At 41.8% G+C, this 26181-nt stretch carries 28 protein-coding genes and 1 pseudogene; 23 read left to right on the top strand and 6 right to left on the bottom strand.

Going from position 1 to position 26181, the window contains the following annotated elements; genetic code table 11:
- The first annotated feature begins 157 nt into the window (after nt 1-157).
- On the top strand, nt 158-1714 hold the full coding sequence (locus RQP52_RS26615; protein WP_315954646.1) for a bacteriocin maturation protein: 1557 nt from the start codon (nt 158-160) through the stop codon (nt 1712-1714).
- Between the two features lie 46 nt (nt 1715-1760).
- On the opposite strand, the gene RQP52_RS26610 is transcribed toward RQP52_RS26615, so the two are convergent.
- From RQP52_RS26610 to RQP52_RS26600, 3 genes are all read right to left on the bottom strand, one after another.
- Complete coding sequence (locus RQP52_RS26610) at nt 1761-1871, bottom strand: YjcZ family sporulation protein (RefSeq protein ID WP_163954161.1); 111 nt, start codon at nt 1869-1871, stop codon at nt 1761-1763.
- Between the two features lie 212 nt (nt 1872-2083).
- Complete coding sequence (locus RQP52_RS26605; RefSeq protein WP_163954161.1) at nt 2084-2194, bottom strand: YjcZ family sporulation protein; 111 nt, start codon at nt 2192-2194, stop codon at nt 2084-2086.
- Nucleotides 2195-2284: 90 nt separating this feature from the next.
- The gene (locus RQP52_RS26600; protein WP_315954645.1) at nt 2285-2542 is read right to left on the bottom strand and encodes a hypothetical protein; all 258 of its coding nucleotides are present in this window, start codon (nt 2540-2542) and stop codon (nt 2285-2287) included.
- A gap of 25 nt (nt 2543-2567) precedes the next feature.
- Here RQP52_RS26600 and RQP52_RS26595 point away from each other — a divergent pair, with 25 nt between their 5' ends.
- Complete coding sequence (locus tag RQP52_RS26595; protein ID WP_315954644.1) at nt 2568-2720, top strand: hypothetical protein; 153 nt, start codon at nt 2568-2570, stop codon at nt 2718-2720.
- Between the two features lie 103 nt (nt 2721-2823).
- Here RQP52_RS26595 and RQP52_RS26590 read toward each other — a convergent pair whose 3' ends face one another.
- Complete coding sequence (locus RQP52_RS26590) at nt 2824-3198, bottom strand: hypothetical protein (protein ID WP_315954643.1); 375 nt, start codon at nt 3196-3198, stop codon at nt 2824-2826.
- 220 nt (nt 3199-3418) lie between these two features.
- Between RQP52_RS26590 and RQP52_RS26585 the strand changes: the two genes are divergently transcribed.
- The 12 genes and pseudogenes from RQP52_RS26585 to RQP52_RS26535 all read left to right on the top strand — a co-directional run bounded on the left by RQP52_RS26585 (nt 3419) and on the right by RQP52_RS26535 (nt 13311).
- Nucleotides 3419-4330, top strand: coding sequence for an aldo/keto reductase (locus tag RQP52_RS26585; RefSeq protein WP_315954879.1), 912 nt, complete (start codon nt 3419-3421; stop codon nt 4328-4330).
- Nucleotides 4331-4418: 88 nt separating this feature from the next.
- Complete coding sequence (locus RQP52_RS26580) at nt 4419-6374, top strand: hypothetical protein (protein ID WP_315954642.1); 1956 nt, start codon at nt 4419-4421, stop codon at nt 6372-6374.
- 438 nt (nt 6375-6812) lie between these two features.
- The gene (locus tag RQP52_RS26575) at nt 6813-8393 is read left to right on the top strand and encodes an FAD-dependent oxidoreductase (RefSeq protein WP_315954641.1); all 1581 of its coding nucleotides are present in this window, start codon (nt 6813-6815) and stop codon (nt 8391-8393) included.
- A 44-nt stretch (nt 8394-8437) separates the two neighbouring features.
- Nucleotides 8438-8668, top strand: a complete 231-nt coding sequence (locus tag RQP52_RS26570; protein ID WP_315954640.1) for a hypothetical protein — start codon at nt 8438-8440, stop codon at nt 8666-8668.
- Nucleotides 8669-9050: 382 nt separating this feature from the next.
- Nucleotides 9051-9455, top strand: a complete 405-nt coding sequence (locus RQP52_RS26565) for a hypothetical protein (RefSeq protein WP_315954639.1) — start codon at nt 9051-9053, stop codon at nt 9453-9455.
- Between the two features lie 185 nt (nt 9456-9640).
- The gene (locus tag RQP52_RS26560; protein WP_315954638.1) at nt 9641-9979 is read left to right on the top strand and encodes a hypothetical protein; all 339 of its coding nucleotides are present in this window, start codon (nt 9641-9643) and stop codon (nt 9977-9979) included.
- Nucleotides 9930-10250 carry a 5' nucleotidase, NT5C type gene (locus tag RQP52_RS36535; RefSeq protein ID WP_394358176.1) on the top strand — a complete coding sequence of 107 codons (321 nt, stop codon included), beginning with the start codon at nt 9930-9932 and terminating at the stop codon, nt 10248-10250. The genes RQP52_RS26560 and RQP52_RS36535 overlap by 50 nt, the downstream gene beginning before the upstream one ends.
- Before the next feature lie 132 nt (nt 10251-10382).
- Nucleotides 10383-10973: an HAD-IA family hydrolase gene (locus RQP52_RS26555; protein ID WP_315954637.1), complete on the top strand. Its 591-nt coding sequence runs from the start codon at nt 10383-10385 to the stop codon at nt 10971-10973.
- 136 nt (nt 10974-11109) lie between these two features.
- Complete coding sequence (locus tag RQP52_RS26550) at nt 11110-11466, top strand: hypothetical protein (protein WP_315954636.1); 357 nt, start codon at nt 11110-11112, stop codon at nt 11464-11466.
- 458 nt (nt 11467-11924) lie between these two features.
- On the top strand, nt 11925-12491 hold the full coding sequence (locus tag RQP52_RS26545) for an HXXEE domain-containing protein (protein WP_315954635.1): 567 nt from the start codon (nt 11925-11927) through the stop codon (nt 12489-12491).
- 162 nt (nt 12492-12653) lie between these two features.
- Nucleotides 12654-12749: pseudogene (locus tag RQP52_RS26540) on the top strand (class I SAM-dependent methyltransferase); the annotation flags it as partial.
- A gap of 46 nt (nt 12750-12795) precedes the next feature.
- Nucleotides 12796-13311 carry a GNAT family N-acetyltransferase gene (locus tag RQP52_RS26535; RefSeq protein WP_315954634.1) on the top strand — a complete coding sequence of 172 codons (516 nt, stop codon included), beginning with the start codon at nt 12796-12798 and terminating at the stop codon, nt 13309-13311.
- A 1104-nt stretch (nt 13312-14415) separates the two neighbouring features.
- Here RQP52_RS26535 and RQP52_RS26530 read toward each other — a convergent pair.
- Both RQP52_RS26530 and RQP52_RS26525 read right to left on the bottom strand, forming a co-directional pair.
- Nucleotides 14416-15177: an SDR family oxidoreductase gene (locus RQP52_RS26530; protein ID WP_315954633.1), complete on the bottom strand. Its 762-nt coding sequence runs from the start codon at nt 15175-15177 to the stop codon at nt 14416-14418.
- A gap of 1 nt (nt 15178) precedes the next feature.
- Nucleotides 15179-15589: a MerR family transcriptional regulator gene (locus RQP52_RS26525; RefSeq protein ID WP_315954632.1), complete on the bottom strand. Its 411-nt coding sequence runs from the start codon at nt 15587-15589 to the stop codon at nt 15179-15181.
- 200 nt (nt 15590-15789) lie between these two features.
- Between RQP52_RS26525 and RQP52_RS26520 the strand changes: the two genes are divergently transcribed.
- The 9 genes from RQP52_RS26520 (at nt 15790) to RQP52_RS26480 (ending at nt 26180) form a co-directional block, all read left to right on the top strand.
- On the top strand, nt 15790-16257 hold the full coding sequence (locus tag RQP52_RS26520) for a hypothetical protein (RefSeq protein ID WP_127448935.1): 468 nt from the start codon (nt 15790-15792) through the stop codon (nt 16255-16257).
- 321 nt (nt 16258-16578) lie between these two features.
- Nucleotides 16579-17271: a WecB/TagA/CpsF family glycosyltransferase gene (locus RQP52_RS26515; RefSeq protein WP_315954631.1), complete on the top strand. Its 693-nt coding sequence runs from the start codon at nt 16579-16581 to the stop codon at nt 17269-17271.
- Between the two features lie 53 nt (nt 17272-17324).
- Nucleotides 17325-17810 (top strand): DinB family protein, encoded by a 486-nt coding sequence (locus RQP52_RS26510; protein WP_315954630.1) that lies wholly within the window; start codon nt 17325-17327, stop codon nt 17808-17810.
- Between the two features lie 275 nt (nt 17811-18085).
- On the top strand, nt 18086-18955 hold the full coding sequence (locus tag RQP52_RS26505) for an ABC transporter permease (protein WP_379175196.1): 870 nt from the start codon (nt 18086-18088) through the stop codon (nt 18953-18955).
- Between the two features lie 13 nt (nt 18956-18968).
- Complete coding sequence (locus RQP52_RS26500; protein ID WP_315954628.1) at nt 18969-19856, top strand: carbohydrate ABC transporter permease; 888 nt, start codon at nt 18969-18971, stop codon at nt 19854-19856.
- Nucleotides 19857-20039: 183 nt separating this feature from the next.
- Entirely contained in the window at nt 20040-21764 is a 1725-nt protein-coding gene (locus RQP52_RS26495; protein WP_315954627.1) for a sensor histidine kinase, read from the top strand.
- A complete protein-coding gene (locus tag RQP52_RS26490; protein WP_315954626.1) occupies nt 21742-23328 on the top strand; it encodes a response regulator transcription factor in 1587 nt (528 codons plus the stop codon). Before RQP52_RS26495 ends, RQP52_RS26490 begins: the two co-directional genes overlap by 23 nt.
- A gap of 123 nt (nt 23329-23451) precedes the next feature.
- Nucleotides 23452-25002, top strand: coding sequence for an ABC transporter substrate-binding protein (locus tag RQP52_RS26485; RefSeq protein WP_315954625.1), 1551 nt, complete (start codon nt 23452-23454; stop codon nt 25000-25002).
- Nucleotides 25003-25223: 221 nt separating this feature from the next.
- Nucleotides 25224-26180: an ABC transporter permease gene (locus tag RQP52_RS26480; protein ID WP_315954624.1), complete on the top strand. Its 957-nt coding sequence runs from the start codon at nt 25224-25226 to the stop codon at nt 26178-26180.
- Nucleotide 26181: the final 1 nt, after the last annotated feature.

The raw sequence follows: 26181 nt of genomic DNA, 5'->3' as shown, positions 1-26181 counted from the left end.
CTCACGTTGAGTTGCTTACCACTTTCTTTAAGTTGATTTCATTATATCTGTGTGATGATGAATATATGTGCGCTTTGGATCATGAGGGACAAATAGCTATACATAAAATTACTTGTGAAGGGTTGGAAAAGATCGGGAATTAGAAAGGAGGAAGAAAATGATAAATTTCAAGCCCAACGTATTGGCGATCGGCTCTGGTCCATTTTTGATTTCGCTCATTTCTGCGCTGCTTGCTTCCGGAGCGACCAAGATTCATGTGTTAATCTCTGGCTCAGTGCCGACGGATCGGCAACGGATGTTAGAACGGGTGGCACATAGCCGTAAAATAGACCCCGAGATAACCATAGAGGAAGTTACCCTTGAGAAGGAAGGAGAACGTGGTTGGCGAGAGGCACTGAGGCCATTTGAATCCATTTTGTATGTATCACAGGAGGGGAATATCGAAGAACTGCGAATGCTTCATGCTATTTGCAAGGAGGAGAAGAAGCTGTTTCTTCCCGGAGTAGGTCTGCAGCAGGTGGGACTTGCGGGTCCACTTGTGCATCACGACGATGAGGGATGTTGGGAGTCAGCGTTTCGCCGCTTTCACGAATCTGCGATTTATAAAGATCCTCAGCGTCACAACTTTTCTTCTACTGCCGGAGCAATGTTAGCGAATGTAGTCGTATTTCAATTATTAAAAAAGATGACGGCAGCGAACGATGCGGTACAAAGGAATCAATTCTTCCTGCTTAATCTGGAGACACTAGAAGGAAACTGGCATTCCTTCCTGCCTCATCCACTTGTCAACAGACGTGTCGCAGCGGAGTGGATTCACGATTTCGAATTACAGTTCGAACGAAGATCAAGCAAAGTGGAGAGCGGATTGCTTCCTTACTTTGGCCGGCTGACATCGGCGGAATCAGGAATTTTCCATCTTTGGGAGGAGGGAGACTTGAAGCAGTTACCGCTTGCTCAGTGTCGTGTTCAGGCCGTTGATCCGCTATCGGAAGGTCCGGCTAAGCTTATGACAGACATGATTTGTGCAGATTTGACGCATGAAGGAGCGAGGCGGGAAGCAGGGTTAACCGGGATTGAAGTGTATGTGTCTCGCATGGCCGGTCTGCTCGGGCAGGAAGAATTTATTGGTGTCGGAGCGGGAGAAACCGTCGCGGAAGGCATTGGCCGAGGGCTGCAAAGGAGTTTGGCGGAGCTACTGGACAAGCGACAGGCCCATCAATTGCCAGCTGTCTTCCGAGTACAGTTGTCTACCATAGAAGATAAATACTGCCGGTTTTATTTGCAGGCTTTGACAACGATGAAGGGAGCGCCAATGATTGGTTTGGGAGAGGAACTATATGGATTCCCTGTGATATGGGTCGGTACAAGTGATCGTTGGTATGGCTGTGCAGGCTTGAATATAACCGTGGCATTACGGGATGCTTTACAACAGGCTCTGATGGAGGCACAAAACATACTTGCTTCCCCCACATCAAAAGTATTGGAGGTACCGGCTGTACATTTAGCCGAACAGTTGCCTTTCAGTGTTGAAATCCCTTCTTGTGACGTGACGTTACAAACGAATGATCTGCAATCCGCTGTACAGGTTTTGGAACGGAACAGTAAGAGGCTCTTGGTTTTGGATCTGGCCGTAGAACCGTTTTTGAAAGAGGAAATAGCCGGTGTGTTCGGCGTGTTGCTTAGGAATAACGGGGAAAAACGGCCCCGAATTTGAATTCGGGGCCGTTTTTTCTCGTTGTTTTTTGGGTTGGACTAAGAAATTACCATACGAAAGCCGATGTGATGATTACCAAAAGAATAAAGAGAACCAAAATAGCTGCTGCGCTCGAACCGTAGCCTGCACAACTTGCACCATAACCAACTGCACCCATGTTTTACTCATTCCCTTCTGGTGATTTATCACTACCGTATAAGATATGTTAGATAAGCGCCGTGTGATTGGACGTATGTACCTATTTTCATGACATGGGAAAATTCTCGAGACCTCCCACTCGTGACTTTTTATACTAAGAAAGCAACAGGAAAAGAAAAAAACGGCTCGCATTTTATTAGCGGCCGTTTTCTTTTTGTGTTGGTTAAGAAATTACCATACAAATGCAGATGTGATGATTACCAAAAGAATAAAGAGAACCAAAATAGCTGCTGCGCTTGAACCGTAACCTGCACAACTTGCTCCATAACCTACTGCTCCCATATTGTCTCATTCCTTCCTGGTAATTTGTAACTACGGTATAGATTATGTCCGCTAATTAGTAATTGATTGGACGTATGTACCTAATTGCAGTTATACGTTAACCAGGATATTTTTCCTGTAAGTCTCGATAAGTTCAGTCGCTGTATCGCTTGTATGATACACTCCGTGAAAAGGGCCGGTCGGTGAGCAGTAACCAACAGGAATTTGGAAAATTTCTTCGATTAACAATTTGATTCCGGGTAAATTTCCGATTGCGGCCTTTGAATACGTCTCAGTGACTTCATTGGCGCGATATTGAAGATCACGCGCTTCTTCGTAAAGGCCTGCGCTCATTTTTTCCATCATCACTATACGAGGCCGCTTTCTGGAATTAGTGATTGATGCTCACCGGGAAATCTTTGAAACCGAAGATGAAGTAGAGGAAGTTAACGCAACCTACATGATTTCTTTGCAAGCGATTATGAGGGGCGAGTCGATTTCAGAAATCAAGCTGCATGCAAGCAAGATGCTGATGAATATATCATAGAAATGAAGATGAATGACGCCAAAAAAATGTTAGCAAGCACCAAAATGAAGATTATGGATATTTCCGAAGAAACAGGTTTTCTCAGAAGGTATAAAATCCTTATTCAACATTGAACGGAAGCGACAAGGTTGTATAGTCCGAAAAGCTGATTCGATTGGAAGCTGCCCCCGATCACATGATCATCAAAATGAGTTAAATAAAACGAGAGTGAAATATGATTGGGAAGAACAAGCTCTACCCATTGATCTTTACAGGCCTCTGCTTGTTGGGAGTTTTGAATGGCAGACCCGTTGCAGATTAAGGAATTATAAGATTGGTGGGTTAAAAATCCTGATGCAAGATTGAAATTAGCATTAGTTACATATACATGTAAATTAGTCCCATCTGCTAATTGGATGGTCACCCATTTATTCATACATTGTAAAAGGTTCGAAATCCCTGGTCTGTTATCTTGATATGGCGGGAAGTTATTCCACATAAAGTTATCTCCTTTGAAATGAGATCCTGCATTGCTTCCACCATATGCAATGCAGTGGGCGTTTGTGCACAAAGGGTATTGACTTTTGAGTGTCGCAGACAATAAAGAAAAGGCTGAAACGGTCATTGTATTGGCTGTGATTGTAAACCGATTTAAAAATTGTATATGATAACTAGTATTGAGGAGAGATTTGATCCATATTGAGGAGGGATACAAAATGATGAAACGAAACAGATTAGGTACTTCAGAGCTCATGGTCGGCGAAATAGGATTAGGTTGCATGTCGTTAGGCACTAATCGCCAGCATGCAATTTCCATGATTCATACAGCATTGGAACGTGGGGTAAATTTTCTAGATACGGCCGATTTGTACGATGAAGGTCTTAATGAAGAAATCGTGGGTTCAGCGATTCAAGGTCGCAATCGTGGGGAAATCATTATAGCTACAAAAGTCGGTAACAGACGAATTCCAGGCAAAGAGGGCTGGGTGTGGGATGCCTCCAAAGCGTACATACTCTCCGCGGTTAAAGAAAGCTTGAAACGGCTGGGTACGGATTATATTGATTTATATCAACTGCATGGTGGTACGCTTGAAGACCCGATCGACGAGACGATCGAAGCTTTTGAACAATTGAAACAAGAGGGAGTTATCCGCTATTATGGTATATCCTCGATTCGTCCAAATGTCATTCGTGAATATACGAAGCGATCATCGATTATAAGCGTCATGAGTCAATATAGTTTATTAGATCGACGACCAGAGGAAGCGGTGCTGCCTTGGCTTACCGAGCATTCAATCAGTATGATCGCTCGTGGTCCAGTGGCGAAAGGAATTCTGTCAAATTGCGGACGGCGGCTTCAGGGAGATTACCTTGACTACACAGGAGAATCACTTAGCAGCCTGTATCCCAAATTACTGGATTCAGCCAATGTAAATGACCGTAGTTTAAGTCAGCTTGCCATTCGCTATGTGCTTTCGCATCCTGCGGTGGCTGTGACCATCCCTGGGGCTAGCTCTCTAGAACAATTGTTGGAAAATATCGACGTTGCAGAGGCCCCTCCCCTTAGAGAAGAAGAGATCATTCTGCTACAGAGATTGACTCGTTCAAACAAATATGAACAACATCGATAATTTATATCTATCATAGAAAATGAAAACTTTGGATCTCATACCGAGTATAACCAGATATAGGTTTAACTTGAGATAGGAGTGTGATCCAATGAGCTGGAAAAAAGCAGCCATTGCGGCTGTAGTTGGAGCGCAAGTCATGATGACATGTGCTTTCGACGCTTCAGCGGAAGGACCAACTGTTGTTTGGAAGCCCATACCAAGTGTGCAGCCGGAGTTTCAGCACGAAATGTTTCCTTCGGAGGTCCCCGAATCAGGTAGAGTGCCTGCCGTTATTCAGTTATTGAGCAACGTTCCTTATTATGACAAATACGAAGATTCCGGGGGGCCACCTCAGGGCTATCTGGCTCCTCAGGAGGTGCATGTAGTCAAGGCAGGCATGCCATGGTCGGAAACGTATAATTGGTGGAAAGTCAGCACCTGGCTTGGCGATAAGTGGATCAATGTGCCTTCAAAAGCGTTAGATGTCGCTCCTCCGAAGCAAATATCTTTGCTGGATAATACGCTGATGTACGCCAACCCGAATACCGATTCACCATCAACGGGTTCATTGGCACCACAGGATGTCGAAGTAGTGGCTGCTGCGAAAAGGTGGTTTGTTGCCGAGAACTTCGATTACAACACGATGACATGGCTGAAGATCCATACCACCTGGCTCGGTGATCAATGGATTCAAATTCCCCTTAATCGTATTGGTACGCTGCGGAGTGTTGTGCCGGAGAAAGAATATTTCTTGAACGTAAGCAGCATTCCGCAAGGTGTTGGGGAAATAACAGCAGAGTTCATTTCGCCATTCAATAGCACGGGCTATCGTGTGGAGACAATGAGCGGAGTTCAGTGGATGTTTTACAGAGGCGCGAAGATTGAAGAATCCCAAGAAAGCTTGGCGCTGGATACAAGAACAACGCTTTTTGCACAACCGTATTCCTATGGGGAAGAGGTGGCTATTCTTCAGCCTCAAAAAGTAGATGTGTTCGAGCGAATCAATAACAATCCCTATGGGAACACACCGGATGAACCCATCTGGTATCATGTTCATACTTCGGCAGGGGATGGTTGGGTGAATAAACAGTTTGCCGATCCTATTGCTGCCAAACCGACAGACGTGGCCATTGAATTGAAATCCAATGCGCAGTTAATGAACTATCCCACAGGTAACTGGTATAAATTTGCGCAAGCGTCGCCTCAGATTGTTCACCCGATTCGTTATTGGGATGATCCCTTAGGGAACCGTTGGTACCAGATTGATTCTTATGTCGGGCTTGTCTGGTTCAAGTTAAATCCATACACAGATCATATTGTGGGTGAAGGGTTTGATCCGGCTATAGACATGTCCTTCTACACTTTGTATTACAATAGTGCGAAGATTGATGGCGACGAGCTTAAGTTTCAAGATCGACAAGTGGGATATATACGCGATAACGCTTGGTATGTATCCATTCCCTTTCTGTCCGAAGGTTTCCGCTACGACAAAAGTGAGTCAGGAGGCTGGACCACATACCAAAACACCAACTTCGGTAATGGTTTCCGCATTCAGGCTGGCTCCTTGCAGGCGACAACACTTTGGAATGGAAAAAAGGTTCAGCAAGTTAACTTGACGGCAGCACCACAGGTCTCGTCAAACGGAGAGATCTATCTGAACGAAGCGGATGTACGGAACTTGTTCGGTTCTCTTATTGCTAAGGTTGATAACTCCCTTACATTCACACTTCAGGCGTACAAGGTGACTGCTCTTGCAATTCCCACATCCGTTGATTTAGATCAGATGGTGCTCAATGTAGCTTTCAGAGACAGCACCCAGCAGCTCCCAGCCGGTGCTTCACCTGAGTTAAGACCCAAGTTGACTGTCGAGGAGATAGGAGCTCAACCGACAGAGGCCATTCAGGCCTATCCAAAATGGGTTGCACCCATTCAGTGGGACATGGCTTTCTTCCAGTACCAGGCTGCCAAGCCGCTGAAGGTCGGGCAGAATCAGCTACGGGCCAGACTTGAGATTGGCGGAAGGGTTTTATGGCAGCAAGAATTTACGGTTTTGAGGACGAAATAGAGCAAAAGCCTTCATCCTTTTTAAGGGCGAAGGCTTTTTTTGTAGATTTTTACTGTTGCTTCGCTCTACCTTGACAAACGCGCTCGTCCTAATGGACAACGAAGTCGTCTATCCTAGTATGTTTTGGGTTATGGGGTAGGCGAAGCTTTCGTCTTATTGATGTTCGCTCACGGAGTATCTGGAATTCCTACTGCTAAAAATGGCGCGGAGTAGGGCTTTGATGAAATAACGGGAGTTTGTGCGGTTGTTTCAATCGATTCGCATCATTTCGTATGAAACTTGAGTAATTAGCAGGATAATTTACATTTAATGGATCGATAGCAGCTCGTAATGAACAAATTAGCTGCACTTTTTCCCGTTTTGCAACTTTAAGAAGATCCCATCCGTCTATTGAATAGGCTTAATTTTACTAATGTGGATGAAGGAGGTAAACGTTAAATGGTGAAAGTGGAACGAGATTTGCATGTAGATATTGCAATAATAGGCGGAGGAGTAGGAGGGTGCGCTGCAGCTCTAGCTGCCTGTAGGATGGACAAAAATGTGTATATGACCGATGAATACGACTGGATTGGCGGTCAGTTGACAAGTCAGGCCGTACCGCCTGACGAGCACAAATGGATCGAGCAATTCGGCTGTACGCGAAGCTATCGGAAATTTCGCGACGAGGTCAGAGAGTACTACCGTCAACACTATCCGTTATCCGAGTATGGGCGTTCGGCATACTATTTGAATCCAGGAAATGGTGGAGTAAGCCGGTTGTGCGCCGAACCACGTGTCACGCATGCCGTATTGCAGCAGATGCTCGCGCCGTTCGTTAACAGCGGGAAACTTACCATCCATACACGAAGTAAAATCGTGAAAGCGTGTAGACATGGCGATGAGATCCAAGCCGTTACTGTCAAACGCGAAAACGGGGAAAAGCTGACTGTTCATGCGCCTTATTTTCTTGATGCAACGGAATGTGGGGATGTATTGCCACTTGCGGAAGTCGACTACGTAACTGGGGCAGAATCGAAGTCAGAAACAAACGAACCTCATGCCTTGGAGGGTCCCGCAGATCCTCATGATATACAAGCTTTTACTTACTGCTTTGCGATGGATTACATCGAAGGAGAGAATCATGTCATAGATAAACCCGAAGATTACGAGTTCTGGCGTTCAATTCAAGCACCGTTTTGGCCGAATCTGCAGTTGAATTGGGTATCGCCCGATCCCAAGACGTTGGAACCAACAGAAGAAACGCTTTTTCCCGGTACGGATAAATATCCTTTGTTTATCTATCGCCGAATTGTGGATAAAGCGAATTTCGCGGCGGGGGCTTACACGTCGGACATTTCGTTAGTCAACTGGGCGCAGAACGATTATTTTCTTGGCAATGTTTACGATGTACCTGAACAGTTGGCTGAAAAGCATCTGCATCAAGCGAAACAACTGAGCTTTTCATTGTTATATTGGCTGCAGACGGAAGCTCCGCGGCCTGACGGGGGAGTGGGCTATCCGGGGTTGAGGCTGCGTCCGGATGTCGTCGGGACCGCTGATGGCATGGCACAGGCACCGTATATTCGGGAATCACGTAGAATCAAAGCGGAATTTACGGTTTTGGAACAGCATATAAGCGCAGCTATACGAGGCGATCAAGGGGCAGTAGAGTTCCCGGACAGCGTAGGCATCGGATGTTACCGTATCGATTTGCATCCGAGTATGAAGGGACGGAATTTCCTCGATATATCTTCGTTGCCTTTTCAGATTCCATTAGGAAGTTTGATTCCCAAGCAGGTTACGAACTTGCTAGCTGCCTGCAAAAATATAGGAACAACCCATATTACCAATGGCTGCTACAGGCTTCATCCCGTTGAATGGAATATCGGGGAGTCCGCAGGCTATACGGCCGCTTTTTGTTTGGATCAAGGTATGACCCCAAGTGAGGTTCGCGCTGACGCAGCAAAGCTCAAAGAGCTTCAAGCTTTACTGACGGCGAATGGCATCGAACTGGCTTGGCCAAAGATTGGAGCTGTATAAACAACCTATCAAAGATCAACTTGTTCTTAAATAGGGGGCATTTTATGGATCATAAAAAAAATTTGCTTTACGGGATAGTAGCTGGAGTACTCCTTCTTTTCTTAAATAATTCTATTGCTCTAAGTACAATAAAAAGTCTTTTCGATAGCATGCCAATTGCTTATCTTACTGTTAGATGCATGCTCTATATTCTGTCTTTTATCGGTATTTTGACGGTGGCTTTTTGTTCAATAGAATTGATAATAGAAGTACATAAATTCAGAAAGCAAAGATAAACTTGTCTGGTGACAAGAATAGGGTTACATTTAAAAGTCGCATGTTATGCGGCTTTTTCGATTTATGCCCTCATTTCCCGAGGGATCGGACATGGATATGGATAGTTAGGTAATCTTGTTCAAGAGTCCCCAAACACACGTTGATAACTTGGGTGAATTTCATGGACAGAGTGGATATGGCTTTAAGCAAGCAAACTCATCCTTTTCTTATTGAATTTAAAGAATAATAGATTGAGAAGCACTAATATGAAGTAGGTACATAGAACTTGCTTCCTCTTATACCCATCAATTACACTTTGAGGAGTAGCAATTTTATTAATTATTAGAGGAACTACATTTTAGTATCACCAATGGTAAGAAAAGAAAGGGTGCCAACGTTAATATGAAACTAACTTATTTACGCGGGGGCATTATTGCAATAATTGCAATCGCTGCACTAATCATAGGAATTAAGGCATTGTTAACGATTCAGAACATAAATCGCATTACTAATGTAGAGTTGGTTGGGGAGCAAACGATTTACGGAAAACCGGGCTCCCAAATGATCGTACGAATGGGAAAAACAGTGGCTGTGGCTACGGATAAAGAAGGTATTCCGGATCTGACTGCAGGTTTGGATCTTCAGCCAGGAACCTCGATTCCGGATAATCATTTGCTGTTTTTTCCTAAAACGACCCGAGGGCTCCAAGCCGATCTCCACACAGATAACGAGATTTGGATCACGGTTCGCGGAGGGAATACAGTTTATAATGAGAGCGGAAAGAAAATCAAACCCAATATTGAATGATTACATTATCTCTTTCCCGACGGAAGGTAGGGAAGAGATAGGTACAGTTTAACGTGGAACTATAACTTATAAACACCAGTGGAGGTAGCCGATACAAAGCGGCTGCCTTTTCCCCTTTAACGGGCAGATTTGCATGAAGACGGGAGGGAATCGAAACCCGATAACGAATGTTTTTTAGGTCGTAATTGAACAATGAATGGGATGTTCAAAAGTGGGGGGTGAAAGAAATGCATATTGGAATAGATTTAGATAATACAGTTCTTGATGCCACTTCGTCTTATTTGCATTTTTATAATAAGGCTTCTGGTTTGTCGTATAGCCCTAAAGATGTTAACGATTTTTATTTTTACCGGTTATATGGGTGGGATAATGCAGAACGTGAAAAAGTTTATTATCAATATGGTCATGATATTCATTGGAACTCATCGCCTTTTCCTCATGCAGTAGAAGTATTACAGGAATTATCTCTTTGTCATCAAATCTATTACTGCTCGTCCTTTACTTTTTCGAGATGTTACTATTGATTGGCTTAAATATCATGGGGTTAGATATACCAGTATAGCTTTCACAGAGAATAAGCTCCAGGAGTGTATAGATTCCGAGGTTAGTGTTTTAGTAGATGATGCCCCCCATTATGCAAAAGAATTTGCCGAAAAGAATATTCCAGTTATTTTGTTTGAACAGCCGTATAATACGTTTGTGAAGATTGATATGGTTTATCGTGCGTCTAATTGGTTAGAGGTAAGCAGACGTATCAGTGAATTAGAAGTGTCTAACATTAGTACTATAGTTTAACAATCAGTGAGCAGATTGCCGGTCGGCAGCGGCTCTCTTTTTCATTTAAGAAAAGGGCAGATTAGTTGTGTAAGAGGTGTTTGTACTCTATAAGTCGAATATGTTCTAGACTTTTCGATGGAGGTTCCATACATGGCTGATAAAGAATTAGTCCTCGATATTGGAGGAGTGCTTGCTACTAATTTTTCTCCTCTTTTTTGGCAAGAACTATCGGAACAATCAAATACTCCTTATGAAGTGCTTTTTGATTTTAGAAGGGAAATGCGTGAAGAGTTATGGACCGGAAAGATACCAGAGGAGGGTTTCTGGAAGCAGTTACATTTGAAATTCCCTTCAATTCATATGGAAAAGGCTAAAGAAATCCTTATTTCGAATATTCGTCCATTGCCGGCTATTGAGAAAGTACAGTCGTGGAGTAAAAACGCAAATATTCATTTATTAAGTAATCATCGCATTGAGTGGATTAAATCCATGCTTAAGCCTATTGAACCTTATATATGTAGTGTTACAGTATCCAGCGAAGTAGGCTATTGCAAGCCTAAGCCAGAAATATACGCACTTGTTCATGAGCAACTAAATAACCATGGAGATATATTATTTGTTGATGATCAGAATAAAAATTTTAAGGAAGCAAATTCGCTCGGTTGGAAAACCATATTAGCCGACGAAAACGGGGACTGGATTTATAATCTCACTTCACTTTTATCAACTGCAGAAGCTTGATATCAATTACCGTTCAACGGAGAACGTTAGTTCAATTCAAATTGATCGCAGCCAGGAAGTAACCGGCTGATGTTTTGCAATATATCAGAGTATCTTTATTTGAATTCACTGCTCGTAACGGAAGGAGTTCAAGCTTGTGACAACAACTATTTACGTAAAAACAAGTTCTTATAATTTCTGGTGGGGCGTCTATGGCATGGAGTCTCTAACAGGATGGGAAGATATCGTACTGTATACAGATAACAAGCAGAGGAATAAGCTGATTGCACTCTGTGTTTGCACGAAAAATTACTTTCGAAACGCTGTCGAGGAGTTGAAGGATGATCCTTTCGAGGCCGACTTCGTTCAGAAAATACAAGCTTTCCTTGTTGAAGATAAGGTCCACTATCATTACTATTATGACCATCCAGAAGATGAGAATCTTTATGAATTGCCTTTTGAAAAGTTGCCGCGCAACGAGCATGGTTTGTATCCTCGTTCATTGGAAGTATGATACCCAAGTGAAGGTATTAATGAAGCTCTCATAGAAGCATGTATCAGGGAAGTTAGCTGCGATTATCTTGAGATAGAGACTGATCATATTTCATTTATTGAGCCGACCGATAGGGAGGAGGCGCTGAAAGCCTATTCAGAGCATATAGCTCGTTTCGGGGGGAATGTGAAGATGGTTTTCACAGAAGAACTGATTGAGTCAATGATTAAATAAATGTCGTTCACGCGAGAGGAAGTAGTAAATCTGCTTGATCGTAGCGTATAACAGTAACCAATAATGAGTTAATGTGTATTGTGTGAGGGATGGAGAACGATAGTTGAATAACCAGAGAGCAGATCGCCGCGACCGCCATCTGTTCTCTTTTTCTTTGAAGTAACGGGAATTAAGTATAGGAAAATAAATGAATTAACCGAATATATTTATAAAATTGATAAATCAGGAAGGAGGGATTACGAAAGATGCTGAATTATTGGGCAGAGAATCAAAATTGGGCTAAATTAACACCTTGGTTGGGGTTCATTACCATTGTAATGCTATTCTGGACATTCAGTCCTGTCGACACGATGTTCTGGGCATTGATCAACATCCCATTATATTTGTTTCATCAAACCGAGGAGCATTATTGGCCGGGTGGCTTTAAGGATTACTTTAATCGAGTCGTGAATAGGTTGCCAGAGGGTGACGAGGCTTTAACGGATGAAAAAGTGTTTTGGATCAATATTATTCTAGTATGGCTGGCGTTCCTCATTTTCGGACTTTTATGTATCGTAAATATCGGCTTTGGTTTGTTAATTGTCATTTTTAGCTTGATGAACTGTGCCACCCATATTTATACAGGAATTAAATATAGAGAATGGAATCCGGGGCTGGTAATGGCAAGCCTTCAGTTTATCGCATCCGTTTATGGTGCATACGTGATTACGGCTAAAGGTATTTCCAATCCAATGACCTGGTGGATTAGCTCGGTTTTATTTTCGATTCTTGTTCATGCCATCTTATTTAAGTTTGTGATGGGTAAGAAATAGGTCGGGAACTAACGAAAAAAGATAGCGCTGCGGTGATGGAGCCGATCCATCGCTTATTTTCGTTTCGGTGCGCTCCGCTCAACTATTGGGCAGATAGTTTAATTAAAATTAATAATTCTCTTGTCCAAATATTCCAGATTATGTAATGATTAAGCATCCTAATATGAGTCGGTTTTACAGGTGCTTTCTTTACCACACAAATATGAAGCAATAATTATTCCTGGCGGGTCATTTTTACTCATAGAACAACGAGAAGAAAGGAATTTTTGAACGGTTATTGATATAATAGAAAGGTGGGAGATTCTTGATAGAAACAAAACGTCTTATAATTAGAGAAATGGTGCAGTTCGATTATGATGCATTGTGCGGAATATTGTGTGATGAGGAAGTAATGCGTGCTGCTTATGAAAGTGCATTCAACTTAGAAGAAGCACAAAATTGGCTTAACAGACATCTTAAAAGATATGAAGAGTATGGTTTTGGACTTTGGGCTGTTGTATTAAAAGAAACAAACAAAATGATTGGTCAATGTGGCTTAACAATGCAAGGCTGGAGAGAAAAAGAAATTTTGGAAATAGGATTTTTGTTTCAAAAAGCGTATTGGCACAAAGGTTACGCAACAGAAGCGGCAATTGCTTGTAAGGAATACGCGTTCTCAGTTCTTAATGCAAATAGGGTTTATTCTATTATTAGGGACACAAATATAGCCTCTCAAAAAGTTGCTGTTCGAAACGGTATGAATATTATTGATAAAGATACTAAGAATTTTAGGAATATAGATATGGAATTTTTTCTGTATTCTGTAGAGCGAACAAAATGAGCATAATACAAAGTAAAAAACAATTGATAATGTAATATACCTTTAAATGCTATTATGAAAGTCAAAATGATAAATTCCAAGTTGGAGAGATAATTTTGATTCTCAATCGTTTTCAATTGCGAATATAAAAGGCATTCAATCTTGTCATCGTAGAATGGAACGGCGAGCAATGGAACAACAATATTCTAATCCGACAATTCTTGAGACAGAATCCTGAAAATGCTAGAGAATACTCCGGAAGAAAATTTGAAGCTATGGGGAATATACATACGACCTTTACCAAACAAATGGATTAATCTTACAATCTTGTTCATTTCGCTCATACTTCTTGGATGCTTAAATTACAAGCTCAACTATCAAGTGGCTTGGGGTGAACATAAAAACAACTTAGGGATGCTTATTGAGTTTCTCAACAAGATTATACCAATAAGGCTTCTTTTCCAAAATCATTAAAGATGTATTCAATATTTATACCTGTTTGTTCAATAAAATCAACAGAGACTGAAGTAATAATGCTGCACAAAAACCATATGAGCGGTCAAGCTATAAAAGATAATATAACCTTTCAAAAGAAGTGATTACGATAACGGGGACACGATAGTTGAGCAGAACTAGTGGTAGCTATGCATATTGAAATATAGGGAGTAACTATGGAGAAAATGAACACCTTAGAAACAAAGCCCTCATGTCGCACTGATTTTGAGCTGATCACTTTTTCCTTGATCCTGATATGAAAAAAATTAATATCGGTCCTTTTTATTTTGAATGGGAAAATTATAAAAAAGTAATTAAGAGCACCTTAGGAATTGCAGGCGTTCAATAGTAAGGCACCAGGTTAAGCTATCTCGAGACAACACCAGGAGAGGCTGCCGATTTGATCGATGGCCTTCATGAAATTTTTGTCTACCGAAAGGCAAAGTTTATCTTGTTCCTTGGACGAATGAGTGGGGAGCGGAATTTAGGAAGGGACAGATCGCCGAGGCCGGCAACTGTCCCTTATTTTATTCAAGTGACGGGTAGATACGGTATCTTTTATATACGTCTTCCATTGGACTTTGCTGAATTTAGTAGATGAAACTCACTGTTAAAATCCAGCAAGCGCAATTATTCAATTAGGTTTTTCGTGGCCTTATACAGATTTTCCACGTATACATCTACTTCATCTCGCGTCATGCGTAAGCGATTCACAGAAGTACCATATCCAATTTCCTTTTTACCTTCTTCTAATGTTTTGAAAATTCCATCTACGAAGGCATCTAATGGTTCTCCTTGGGTATGCCCCCCCGCTCCACCTAAATTTGTATTCACTGCCGGAGGAGCAATTTCAATTACTTCTACAGACGTTTCAGAAAGTTGGTGTCGTAGACTCATTGTAAATGAATGAAGCGCCGCTTTTGAAGCTGAATAAATGGGGGCAATTGCAAACGGTGTAAAAGCTAATCCAGATGTCACGTTGATGATAGTCGCCTCTTTTTTTGTTGCAAAAAATGGGGCGAACATCATAGAGAGATGCAAAGGTGCTTCAAGGTTGGTTGTGATTTCTTTACTGAAATAATTCCAATTGTTCTTCGCATCCCCTTTTAACACATTAAAGCGTTGTTGGATCCCTGCATTGTTAACTAACACATTCACTTCTGGATAGTTTGCTGTTACCCAATCAAACAATGCTACACGCTCGAATTCAATATCCAAATTACTTACACGAGTAATAAGGTTAGGGGATTTTTCTTTTGCATGTTGGAGTACATCTATACGTCGTCCACAAACAATGACTATATTTCCTGCCTCGATAAAGCGCTCTGCAAAAGCTAAACCTATTCCAGTACTTCCGCCTGTAATAAGTATTGTATTTCCTGAAAGTTTCATTCTATTTCCTCTTTTCCAATATGGTTTCATCTTCTCTTGCTTCTTTTCTTTCCTGCGTATACTTTGTATAACGTGTGATTTTTACATCAATTCCTTTTAATGCTTCTTGCATTAGCGAAATTTCAGCTAGTACATTTTTTTTGTGATTCTTCATCATCTCAAGTCGCAATTCAGTAGTACTCTCTCCTTCTACTACCCAATCAACATATTGTTTAATTACACTTATTGGCATATGCGTGTTTTTTAGATAAATAATGATTCGAAGGAAAGTAATTTGATCTTCTGAAAATAACCGCCTCCCTGCTTCATCACGCTCAACTTGTGGTAATAATCCTTTTTTTTCATAATAACGTATCGTTGATTCCGGAATATCGAGTCTGTCTGAAACTTCGCTTATTGAATAATACTTCATCTGGAGGCCTCCAAATTTTATATTTCATGTCGACAGGAATATGATACGACTTAAACTATGGTTTAAGTCAACAAAGAAATTAATAGTCTGTCGAAGGCTAAAAATTTGAATCCAAGAACGCCTACCGTTCCTTCATAAATTGCAACCAAGTGTTTCGACAATCGTAATACAGCATATACTGATGTACGGAGGTGCTTGAGATGGATTTTCTGAAGGATTTAGGTAAGTTGGCAGGCGATGTGACAGGTAAAGTGCTTGGAGGAACTGTTCGAGTGGCAGGAGAGCTTGTTCGCAGTGATTATATAAAGGAAATCGGCAATGATATAGAACAGGTAACGGCCAAAACTGGCGAAATCGCGGGCCATGCAGCGAGCGGTGTATGGAATTTAAGCGCAGGCCTAATTACCGCAGATAAGCAGCAATCGAAAGCTGGACTCCATGAACTTGAACAAACAGCCATTACGACGGCAAAAGGAGTTGTCCATGGCATCGAGTATGTGGTTGAGAGCGGAAAAGATGTCGTGACAGGCTTTAAGGACAGCGATAAAGCACGGTTGAAAGACGGCGTGAAAAAGCTGGGAAAAGCAGCTGCTATCAGCATTCTGGCTATCGGTGTGATCGATGTCGTCGATGGTCCGGACGTACCAGATTCCTCAGGTACAGTTTAAGACATGTGCCGTCATAAAAACAGACCCGACGAGAGATCGTTGGGTCTGTTTTAGTAGTGGTATTAGTTTAATCTACCTGAACAGTGGTCAAGACAGCGGAATGAAGACATTTAGGTAGCTTACTTGACAATCAGTTGCCGTTCCCAAAATAGTAGAGCGTGGTTTATTCTTCCAAAGGTAAGGCAGTTAAGAGTTATCCTTGAATACGAAGAGTAGGATAGTTTGGAGTAATCCTTTATGATAAAATGTGGCTAAAAGCCTAAGGTGGATTCTATGGAGAACTGTTCACAAATAATGGGGATTCCAGTACCCAAAATAACAATGGAAGATACAGTCCATATCATTGACCAAGTAATAACGGAAAATAAAGCGGAACTGTTTCATGTGGTAACGCTAAATCCAGAAATCACTATGTCTTGTCAACATGATTTGCTGCTCCATACCATAATTGATGAGGCGGGTCACCTAACTGCGGACGGTGCAGGGATTGTCATGGTCTCTCGTTTAAAGGGGAATCCACTTCCCGAACGTGTTACAGGATGTGATCTTTTATTTAATTTATTAGAGATGGGGAACCGAAAAAAATGGTCATTTTATCTTCTGGGCGCCAATGAGATAACAAGTAAAATGGCAGCGGAAGTAATAAGTAAGAAATACCCAAATGTATCCGTTTTGGGTAGACAGCATGGCTTTTTTGATCAGAAGGATGAGGCACAAATTGTAAATGAGATTGCGACCTTGAGTCCCGATGTTCTAGTGGTTGCACTTGGAGCCCCAAAAGCTGAATTTTGGATACATAAATTTAAAAACGAATTAAATGTTAGAGTTGCTATTGGCGTTGGAGGAAGTCTTGATATCATTGCTGGGACAGTAAAAAGAGCACCAGTTATATGGCAGAAGTTAAATGTAGAATGGCTTTATCGATTATTAAATCAACCATCCAGATGGCGAAGACAATTAATTTTGCCTCGTTTTGCAATGAAAGCATTGTTATTTAAAGAAAATAATCGGTGATAACGGAACAGAAAAAGGTTTGGGAGAACTAGTCAAGAAGGAGAGTGAAAAGTATGTTTCATGTAAAAGATATGTTATCCGATCAGTTATTAGCAAATGCTAATGACCCTAGTTGGTACCTACCATTTTCAGCTGCAGTTGACAATTTGTCGGAGGAAGTAGCTTTTTGGAAGCCTAGTGAAGATAGCAATAGTATCGCTGAAATTGTGCAGCATTTACTTTATTGGAATGAAACATGGCAAGCCAGATACCAAAAATCTGATGTCAATGCCGTGCCTTCCATAGGAGATAATAATAAAAGTTTTATAGTTCCTAAAGACAAAAAGTTCACTGATTTAAAAGATCAATTATTAGATGTGCTTTTAAAATGGCAAGCTCTACTTACTGAAGAAAAAGTCGAAAGTGATGTAATCGGATTTCCGGTGGCTGCCAAGTGGTGGGAGATACTTGGAAATGTATCAACTCATAATGCCTATCACATTGGTCAAATTTGCTATATTAGGAAACTGCAAAAGAGCTGGAGTATAGACGAAAAATAAGAAGAATGAAATCCTTCGGATGCTTATTAGACAAAAACATGTTCTCATTAAAAGCCGCGCAAATCGCGGCTTTTTCTCATTTTTTAAGAAAAACTCTTCTCGTATTCTTTTAAAAAAGTCAGCAGAACGATAACAAAAAAGTCAGCATACTGTTAGTGGCGATTTCGACGCTATTGTATGATAGGACCAAAGAAACGCAGAAAGAGGGGAACTACTTGGCAGAGGCAGCAAAAATACGAAAGAGAGTTTTTAAAAAGTATATCCCGCTAACAGTAATGACGGTTCCTGGGTTGCTTTACCTGGCGCTCAATAACTACCTACCCATGTTCGGTATCATTATTGCTTTTAAAAATATCAACTATGCCAAAGGGATATGGGGTAGTGATTGGATTGGTCTTAAAAATTTTGAATATTTATTTAAGACTTCGGATGCTTACGAAATTACGAGAAATACGATTCTCTATAATGTAGTGTTTATTATAATAGGGACCTTGCTTTCTATAGGAGTAGCGATCCTTTTAAATGAAATCAAGAATCGATTCCTCTCAAGGCTGTACCAGAGCATTATTTTGTTACCGTTTCTCATTTCTATGGTCATCGTCAGTTACTTAGCTTATGCAGGTCTAAGCTTGGAAACGGGTTTTCTCAACAAAACAGTACTTCCTTTCTTGGGTATGCGGGAGATTGACTGGTATCAGGAGTCGAAGTATTGGCCGGTCATTCTAACCTTGATCCATGTATGGAAAGGCCTGGGTTACAGCAGTATTGTTTATTTTGCCGCTATCATCGGAATTGACGAAGAATATTATGAGGCAGCGAAATTGGATGGGGCTAGCAAATGGCAGCAGATCCGTCATATTACGTTCCCGTTGTTGAGTCCTACGATAACGATGTTGGTTCTGCTAAGCATCGGAAAAATATTTCATTCCGACTTCGGTCTGTTCTATCAGGTGACGATGAACTCCGGCGCCATTTACTCGACAACCAACGTCATCGATACCTACGTATATCGAGGATTAAAGGAACTAGGGGATATCGGAATGTCGGCGGCAGCTGGTTTGTATCAATCGGTGGTCGGCTTTGCTCTCGTCCATATAACCAACTATTTGGTTGGTAAATTCAACAAAGATAACGCATTGTTCTAGCGAGGTGACATCTATGAAAAATGAAAGTAAAACGCTTCAGTGGTTGGGGCATATCCTCATGATTTTGTTCTCCCTGGCGTGCGTGGTTCCATTTCTTCTCTTGTTTCTTTCATCCATTACCGATGAGAAAGAGATTATTCGAAACGGGTATTCCTTTCTCCCGTCTCAATTCAGCATGCTTGCCTACCGATATATTTTAGAAGAAGGCGCAGACATTTTTCGAGCATATGGCATCACGGTGCTGATTACTGTGGTAGGGACGACAGCGAGCCTTGTGTTCACTTCGTTATTGGCATATCCTATTTCACGGAGAGATTACCCTCTTCGTAACGTGTTAGCTTTCGTCGTTTTCTTCACTCTGTTATTTAATGGGGGATTGGTACCGTCCTATCTGATCTATTCGCAGATGCTGGATATCAAGAACACGATTTGGGCGCTGATTATCCCCGGCCTTTTAATGAATGGATTTAACGTCATGCTGATGCGGACCTATTTCCAAACCTCAATTCCGATGGCCGTGATTGAATCAGCCAATATAGATGGAGCGGGAGAGGTCAGAACGTTCGGATCGATTGTTCTTCCACTTTCAATGCCAATTCTCGCAACCGTGGGGCTTTTCCAAACGATTACCTACTGGAATGATTGGATGAATGGAATGATTTATATAACAGACCCGCGTTATTACAGCATTCAAAATCTTCTGAACCGCATTTTACAGGATGCGCAGTATTTGGCAAGCAGTGAATTCAATTCTGGCTCCAGCACAGCAGCGCAATCACTTCCCAGCTCTACCGTAAAAATGGCTATTGCGGTCATCGGCATAATCCCGATTCTGATCGCCTACCCGTTCTTCCAGAAATATTTTGTCAAAGGGATAACGATCGGAGCCGTGAAAGGGTAGTCCATTTTCAAAAATCATATCAGGTCCATTTAATTAGCTCGAAAGGGCTTATTAAATGGGCTTCCTTTTCTTATTCATGTACTATAATAAGGATACTAAAATGTAGAAACCAAAAGGTGTTAGGGCAGGTGTTAGATGAAGGCATCAAAGTCAAAATGGAAGCATTCCCTGAATTCAATAAAGATGAAATTGATGCTAGGGGTATTGATTTTAACGTTACCATTGATCACGATACTGATTTATTACAGTGTTTATTCAACCAAAGTCGTGCGAAATCAGGTAGCGGACTCCTATAAGAATATGATGATTCTATACATGGATCAAGTAGATAAAACTTTGGAGGACAGCGAAAAGTATATTAATAACACGGTAGCTGCTGATTCCGATTTTATCGCTTACCAACTATCGAAATCGGAATATGATTATAATTTCAATAAGATTATGATGTTCAATAAATTATCGAATGATATTAGCATGTATAAATCTGTCAATTCTTTTTTCCTGTATGCTCCAAAAAGAGATGATATGTTACGAGTCACCAGAGATAGAGGCACCATTGAAGAAGATGAGGCCATGAATAACGTCATTAAAATGACCGTGGATTCCAAGCAAATCAACTCCAAACATTGGAATGTTGAGCAGATCAACCATACCTATTATTTAATGTATATCTTCCAATCCGGGGATGTTTATTTTGGAGCTTGGATCAAAGTGGAGAATCTGATGGTTCCGTTCAAAACCATTGATTTTGGTACGAACGGCGGAGCTTTATTCGCAACTCAAAACGGAGTACCTTTGACGAACGTTGACCTTGTAAACCGAAATCAAGTTCAGCTAAAAGCGGTCATGGAGAATTATTATTTATCTGGTAATTATCATAATTTCTTGGTGGTTGGAGAACCGTCATCCAAAGGGGACTTCAATCTGATCGCACTCGTGCCCGACGAGAAGATCTTAGAAAAATTGCCCTACTTACAAAAAATGGTTGGCCTTATCACTTTTGCAAGCCTTTTTTCACTGCCGTTAGGGCTGAGTTTGTTACGAAGAACGATCATGCTTCCGCTTAACCGATTGATGGCTGCTATGAAAAGAATTCGAAGCGGTTATCTGGAAGCTCGCATTGAAACATTCCCAACATCCGATGAATTTATCTTGGTTAATGAGACGTTTAACAATATGATCGCACAAATCGAGGGACTGCGGATAAACGTTTATGAGGAGCAGCTAAGCAAGCAAAATGAAGAGCTGCAGCGCTTACAGCTGCAGATCAATCCTCATTTCTTTTTAAATTCGTTAAATATATTATACAACTTAGCCAAAGTGAAAAATTATGAATTGATTAAAGAAATGTCCTTATCCTTAATGAAATATTTTAGATATATGCTCAGAAGTAATCTCAGTCTAGTGAAGTTAAAAGATGAACTCGAACATACACAAAATTATTTTCGTATCCAGGAACTTCGTTTTCCAGAAAGCCTGACTTGCCAAATTAACGCACCGGAATATTTAATTGATACGTATGTGCCGCCTCTTGTCATTCAAACTTTTGTTGAAAACACGGTGAAGCACGCGATTACGTTAGATGAACCGATACATATTTCAATCGATATTGATGTAATCGAGCAGGATCATGTTCCTTATATTACTATTTCAATTCAAGATACGGGCACAGGATTCCCCGATGATGTGCTGCATGTACTGCAAAAAGAGGAAAGCCTGGTCACCGAACAAGGGGAACATCTCGGAATATGGAACATTCAACGGAGACTCCGCCTGTTGTATGCCCAATCGGCCCAAATCTCTTTCTCGAACCGTTTGCCTCGTGGAGCGGCCATTTTAATCACTCTACCTATCCATTTGAAAATGAAAGCTGGAGGTGCGGACGATGTACCATTTACTGATTGTTGATGATGAAATGCATGTGATCGAGGGTGTGAAATCCGATTTGGATTTAGCAAAAAACGAAATCTCTGAACTCTATACGGCATACAACATCAGGCAAGCTAAAGCCATTTTTGCCGAGCATCGCATCGATATTCTATTTTGTGACATTGAAATGCCGCAGGGCAGCGGCTTGGAGCTGCTTGCTTGGGTCAGAGAAAACCACCTGGAAACAGAGGTAATCTTCTTGACTGCTCATGCGGATTTCAAATATGCCAAACAAGCGATTCAACTAGGAAGCTTGGCTTATTTGATTAAGCCGGCACTTGTGGATGAACTGGAAGAGGTGCTGACGAATGCCAAGCAGAAGATATCCCGACATAGCGAGCTTCATCGTGTAAATCTGCTATGGACGCAAAATCATCACTTGATCGAGGAAAGGTTTTGGAAGGATTTACTTGATCAAACAATCCCCTCCCATGAAAAGGAAATAAGAGAAATTGCTACGCAACGGAATTTTCTTTACTCCGAAACGATGACTTTTCTGCCTGTTCTAATCAGCGTGCAGCGCTGGCATCAAGAATTTAGTATGCGCGATGAGAAAAATTTGGAATATGCGCTCAAAAATTCGGCGAAAGAGCTCATTGTTCAGCAAGTAACGAGCGGGCAAATAATCCCCATCGATAGAGGGCAAATTCTCGTCATTTTATATTTCGAAACGTATACCGATGAGCTTATGGAGAAGTTAATACGCAGCTGTGAAGATTATATTGAGTCTTGTAATCATTACTTTTACTGCGATTTATGCTGTTATCTGGGTACTGATGGTTATCTGCACGAAGTTTTGCCTATTGTACAGGAATTGATAGCGCTGGATACAAATAATGTGGCATTTAATAACAAAGTATTTCCGTTAAACAGGAAAGCTGTCTCCTCTGTACAGATCCAGTTACCGGACATGACCGTCTGGTCGGCGATGCTAAAAAAGGGAACGAAGGAGCAGGTGGTCGCAGAAGCGGCGGAATTTCTGGAGAATTTGGTACAAACCGAAGAGTTGAATGCCAATTTACTGCGTCAATTTTATGAGAATTTCCTTCAGATGACGTACTTCGTACTAAATTTGAAAGGCATTCAGGCTCATCAATTATTTTGTGATGAGATCTCTTTGTCTCTGTCCGGCAAGGCCACCCGTTCGGTAACAGACCTTTTAGCTTGGATTCGGCATACCGTTGTGAAAGCGATGGATCAAGCGGAGGCAGTGGAACAAGGAACTTCGGTTATTGCATCTGTTAAACAGTATATTGCCGTTCATTTGGATCAAGCGGAGTTATCCCGTGAAGATTTGGCTGAGCATGTCTATTTGCATCCGGATTACTTATCTCGTTTTTTTAAGAAAGAGACAGGGATGTCGATATCGGATTATTTGCTGCAAGAAAGAGTAAATTTGGCCAAGCAGTTACTGTGCAAAAGCAACATGTCAATCGGTAGTATCGCGTTCTCTGTGGGCTATTCGAATTTCTCCCATTTTTCCAAAATGTTCAAAAAAGTGACGAACTTGAATCCTAATGATTATCGTCAGCAGCATGGTTAATAAGCCGGAAAAAGTCATGTAGGCGGTAATGAAAATGTCATCAAACTGTTAGCAGGCTTGGGATCCCTTAGTTTATTATTACAACTAGTAACAGCCATAAACTTCAAAAAAAGGGGTTAGAGCATGAACAAACGGACTAAAATGATGATTATGTTTTTGGCGATGATCATGGTATCAATGCTTTTCCTAACGGCATGTGGAAAGAACCCGAGCAATCAGGAAGTTGCTTCCACCGCTACGACGGCGCCTTCAAACACAACTTCATCAGGTAAAGGCGATACGAAAGCACCTGCCGAGCTTACAATGGCGTTTCCTATTTACGGCGCGATGCCGAAAGATATGAATCTTGTTGAGGCAGAAGTAAACAAGATTACCAAAGCGAAAATAAACGCTACGGTCAAACTGCTACCTATTAACTCCGGGAATTGGGTTCAGCAAACGAATCTGATGATGAGCAGTAACGATAAGCTTGATCTTATGACAATCAATGGCGGCGGGAGCGTTTATTCTTCGCTTGTGGCTAAAGGCCAATTAAAGCCTTTGGACGATTTGCTTGCACAATATGGAAAAGGAATTTCCGCTGCTTTGGATCCCGCCTATCTGAACGCGCCAAAAATGGATGGGAAGATCTATGGTGTTGCGAGCATTCGGGATTTGGCTAAAAACTACGGATTTGTCATGAGGAAGGACATTGTCGACAAATACAATATCGACATCAGCAAAATCAAGACTTTAGACGATGTGGAAGCAGTTCTGAAGATTGTAAAAGAAAAAGAGCCGGAATTAACTCCGATTGCTTCAGGCGGTACCGGCAGTACGTTTCTAAAAGTATATAAACCAGAAGACCCATTAGTTGATGGCTTTGGTGTTCTGCCTGGCTATGACAATAATATGAAAGTTGTTAATTATCAAGAATCACCGGAATATGCTGCACTTATCAAGAGATTCAGAAGTTGGTACCAAGCCGGTTATGTGATAAAGGATGCGGCTACGAGCCAAACATCAACGAGTGACTTGGTTAAATCCGGAAAACTATTCGGGTATTTGGCCGGGATGAAACCCGGCTATGATGCTCAGGAATCCAGAGCATCGACTTATCAAATGGTGACTGTACAGCTGCTCGATCCCGTTGCGACGACAGGAACGATTACGAATCTGATGTGGGGAATTCCGCAGAATTCAGCGTATCCAGAGCGTGCTATGATGCTGTTAAATTTATTGTATACGGATAAAGACTTAATTAATTTGCTTAACTGGGGTATTGAAGGCAAACATTATGTGAAAGTTTCTGACAATATGATCGACTTCCCACCCGGTATTGATGCCAAAAACAGTGGTTATTACTTAGGGTTAAGCTGGATTTTCGGCAATCAATTTCTCTCCTATGTGTTTAAAGGCGATGATCCGGATATTTGGAAAAAGATGGATGAGTTCAATAAAAGCGCTAAGAAATCGAAGGCACTTGGCTTTAACTTTAATACCGAATCTGTGAAAACGGAAATAACAGCCGTCACGAACGTAGTCAATCAATATCAAAAAGGTCTTGAAACAGGAACACTCGACCCGGATAAGGCGCTTCCTGACTATAATGCTAAACTTAAATCAGCGGGCATCGATAAAATTATACAGGAAAAGCAAAAGCAGTTGGATGCGTGGGTAAGTGCGAAAAAATAGATTTTGGATCGGATAACGATTTTAGTTTAATAGGAATTAGATGATGATGTCGGCCTGAACCTTTATGGTAAGGGCTTTTTTTATTTTGTAGTTTGTGAGCTATTCCTTGAAGTTATCGTTCGATCATTTTTTCGTATTTAATCAATTGTCCATGGCATGTTAAAATCCGATTAAACAAGTTGGAAAAGTAAGAAAGACAATGGAGGGGAGGACAAGCGAGTATGAGGGCATATATGATGAAGCGGGTGCTGCACCTTATTCCAACACTTGTCGGCGCCTCGTTGGTTATTTTCTTTATCTTTGCCCTGGCGCCGGGGGATTTCATCGACTCAGACATAAACCTGACACCGGAACGGGCTTTGGAGCTTAAGGCGCTCTACGGTTTCGATAAGCCTCTGCTGGAGCGTTATTTCATCTGGCTGGGGAATGCGCTGAGAGGTGATTTCGGTTACTCGCTGCAATACCAGCAGCCTGTGATGAAAGTGCTCGGAGAATATATATGGAACTCGTTTCTCATAGCCGGCGCCTCCCTCATCATGACCTGGGTCATCGCACTTTTGGCGGGTGTCATATCGGCTGTCAAAATGTACACCTGGTACGATTCGCTCGTCACCTTCGGTGTTTTTGCGCTGATGTCGTTTCCGTCGTTTTTCCTCGGTTTGCTGATGGTGAAGTTTTTCGCCGTCGATTTGGGGTGGCTGCCTATAGGAGGCATGCTGAATACCGGAAGTGAGGCTACGGGGTGGGCTTACGCATGGGAGGTGCTGAACCATATGCTATTACCGGCAACCGTCATGACGCTGCTTAGCGTTGGATCGCTTACCCGGCATTTTCGGACCAATATGATCGACGTCATCAAGCAGGATTTTGTTCGTACGGCAAGAGCGAAGGGATTGAAGGAGCGGGTCGTAGTGTTCAAGCATGCGCTGCGCAATGCTCTGCTTCCGGCAATTACGCTGCTGGGACTCGAACTGCCGGGATTGTTTTCCGGGGCTATTATAACCGAAAAGGTGTTCACTTGGCCGGGAGTAGGCTACATCCATATGGAGGCGATCACTAACCGGGATTATACGCTGCTTATGGGTTTTACAATGTTTCTGGCCATTATAACAGTGCTCGGCAATTTACTTGCCGATTGGCTATACGCCACAGCGGATCCACGAATACGGATGAAATAGG

The sequence above is a fragment of the Paenibacillus violae genome (assembly GCF_032461945.1).
Classification (GTDB): Bacteria; Bacillota; Bacilli; order Paenibacillales; family NBRC-103111; genus Paenibacillus_E; species Paenibacillus_E violae.
The sequence above is the reverse complement of the archived record's forward strand: the minus strand, read 5'-3'. Positions and strand labels throughout refer to the sequence as shown.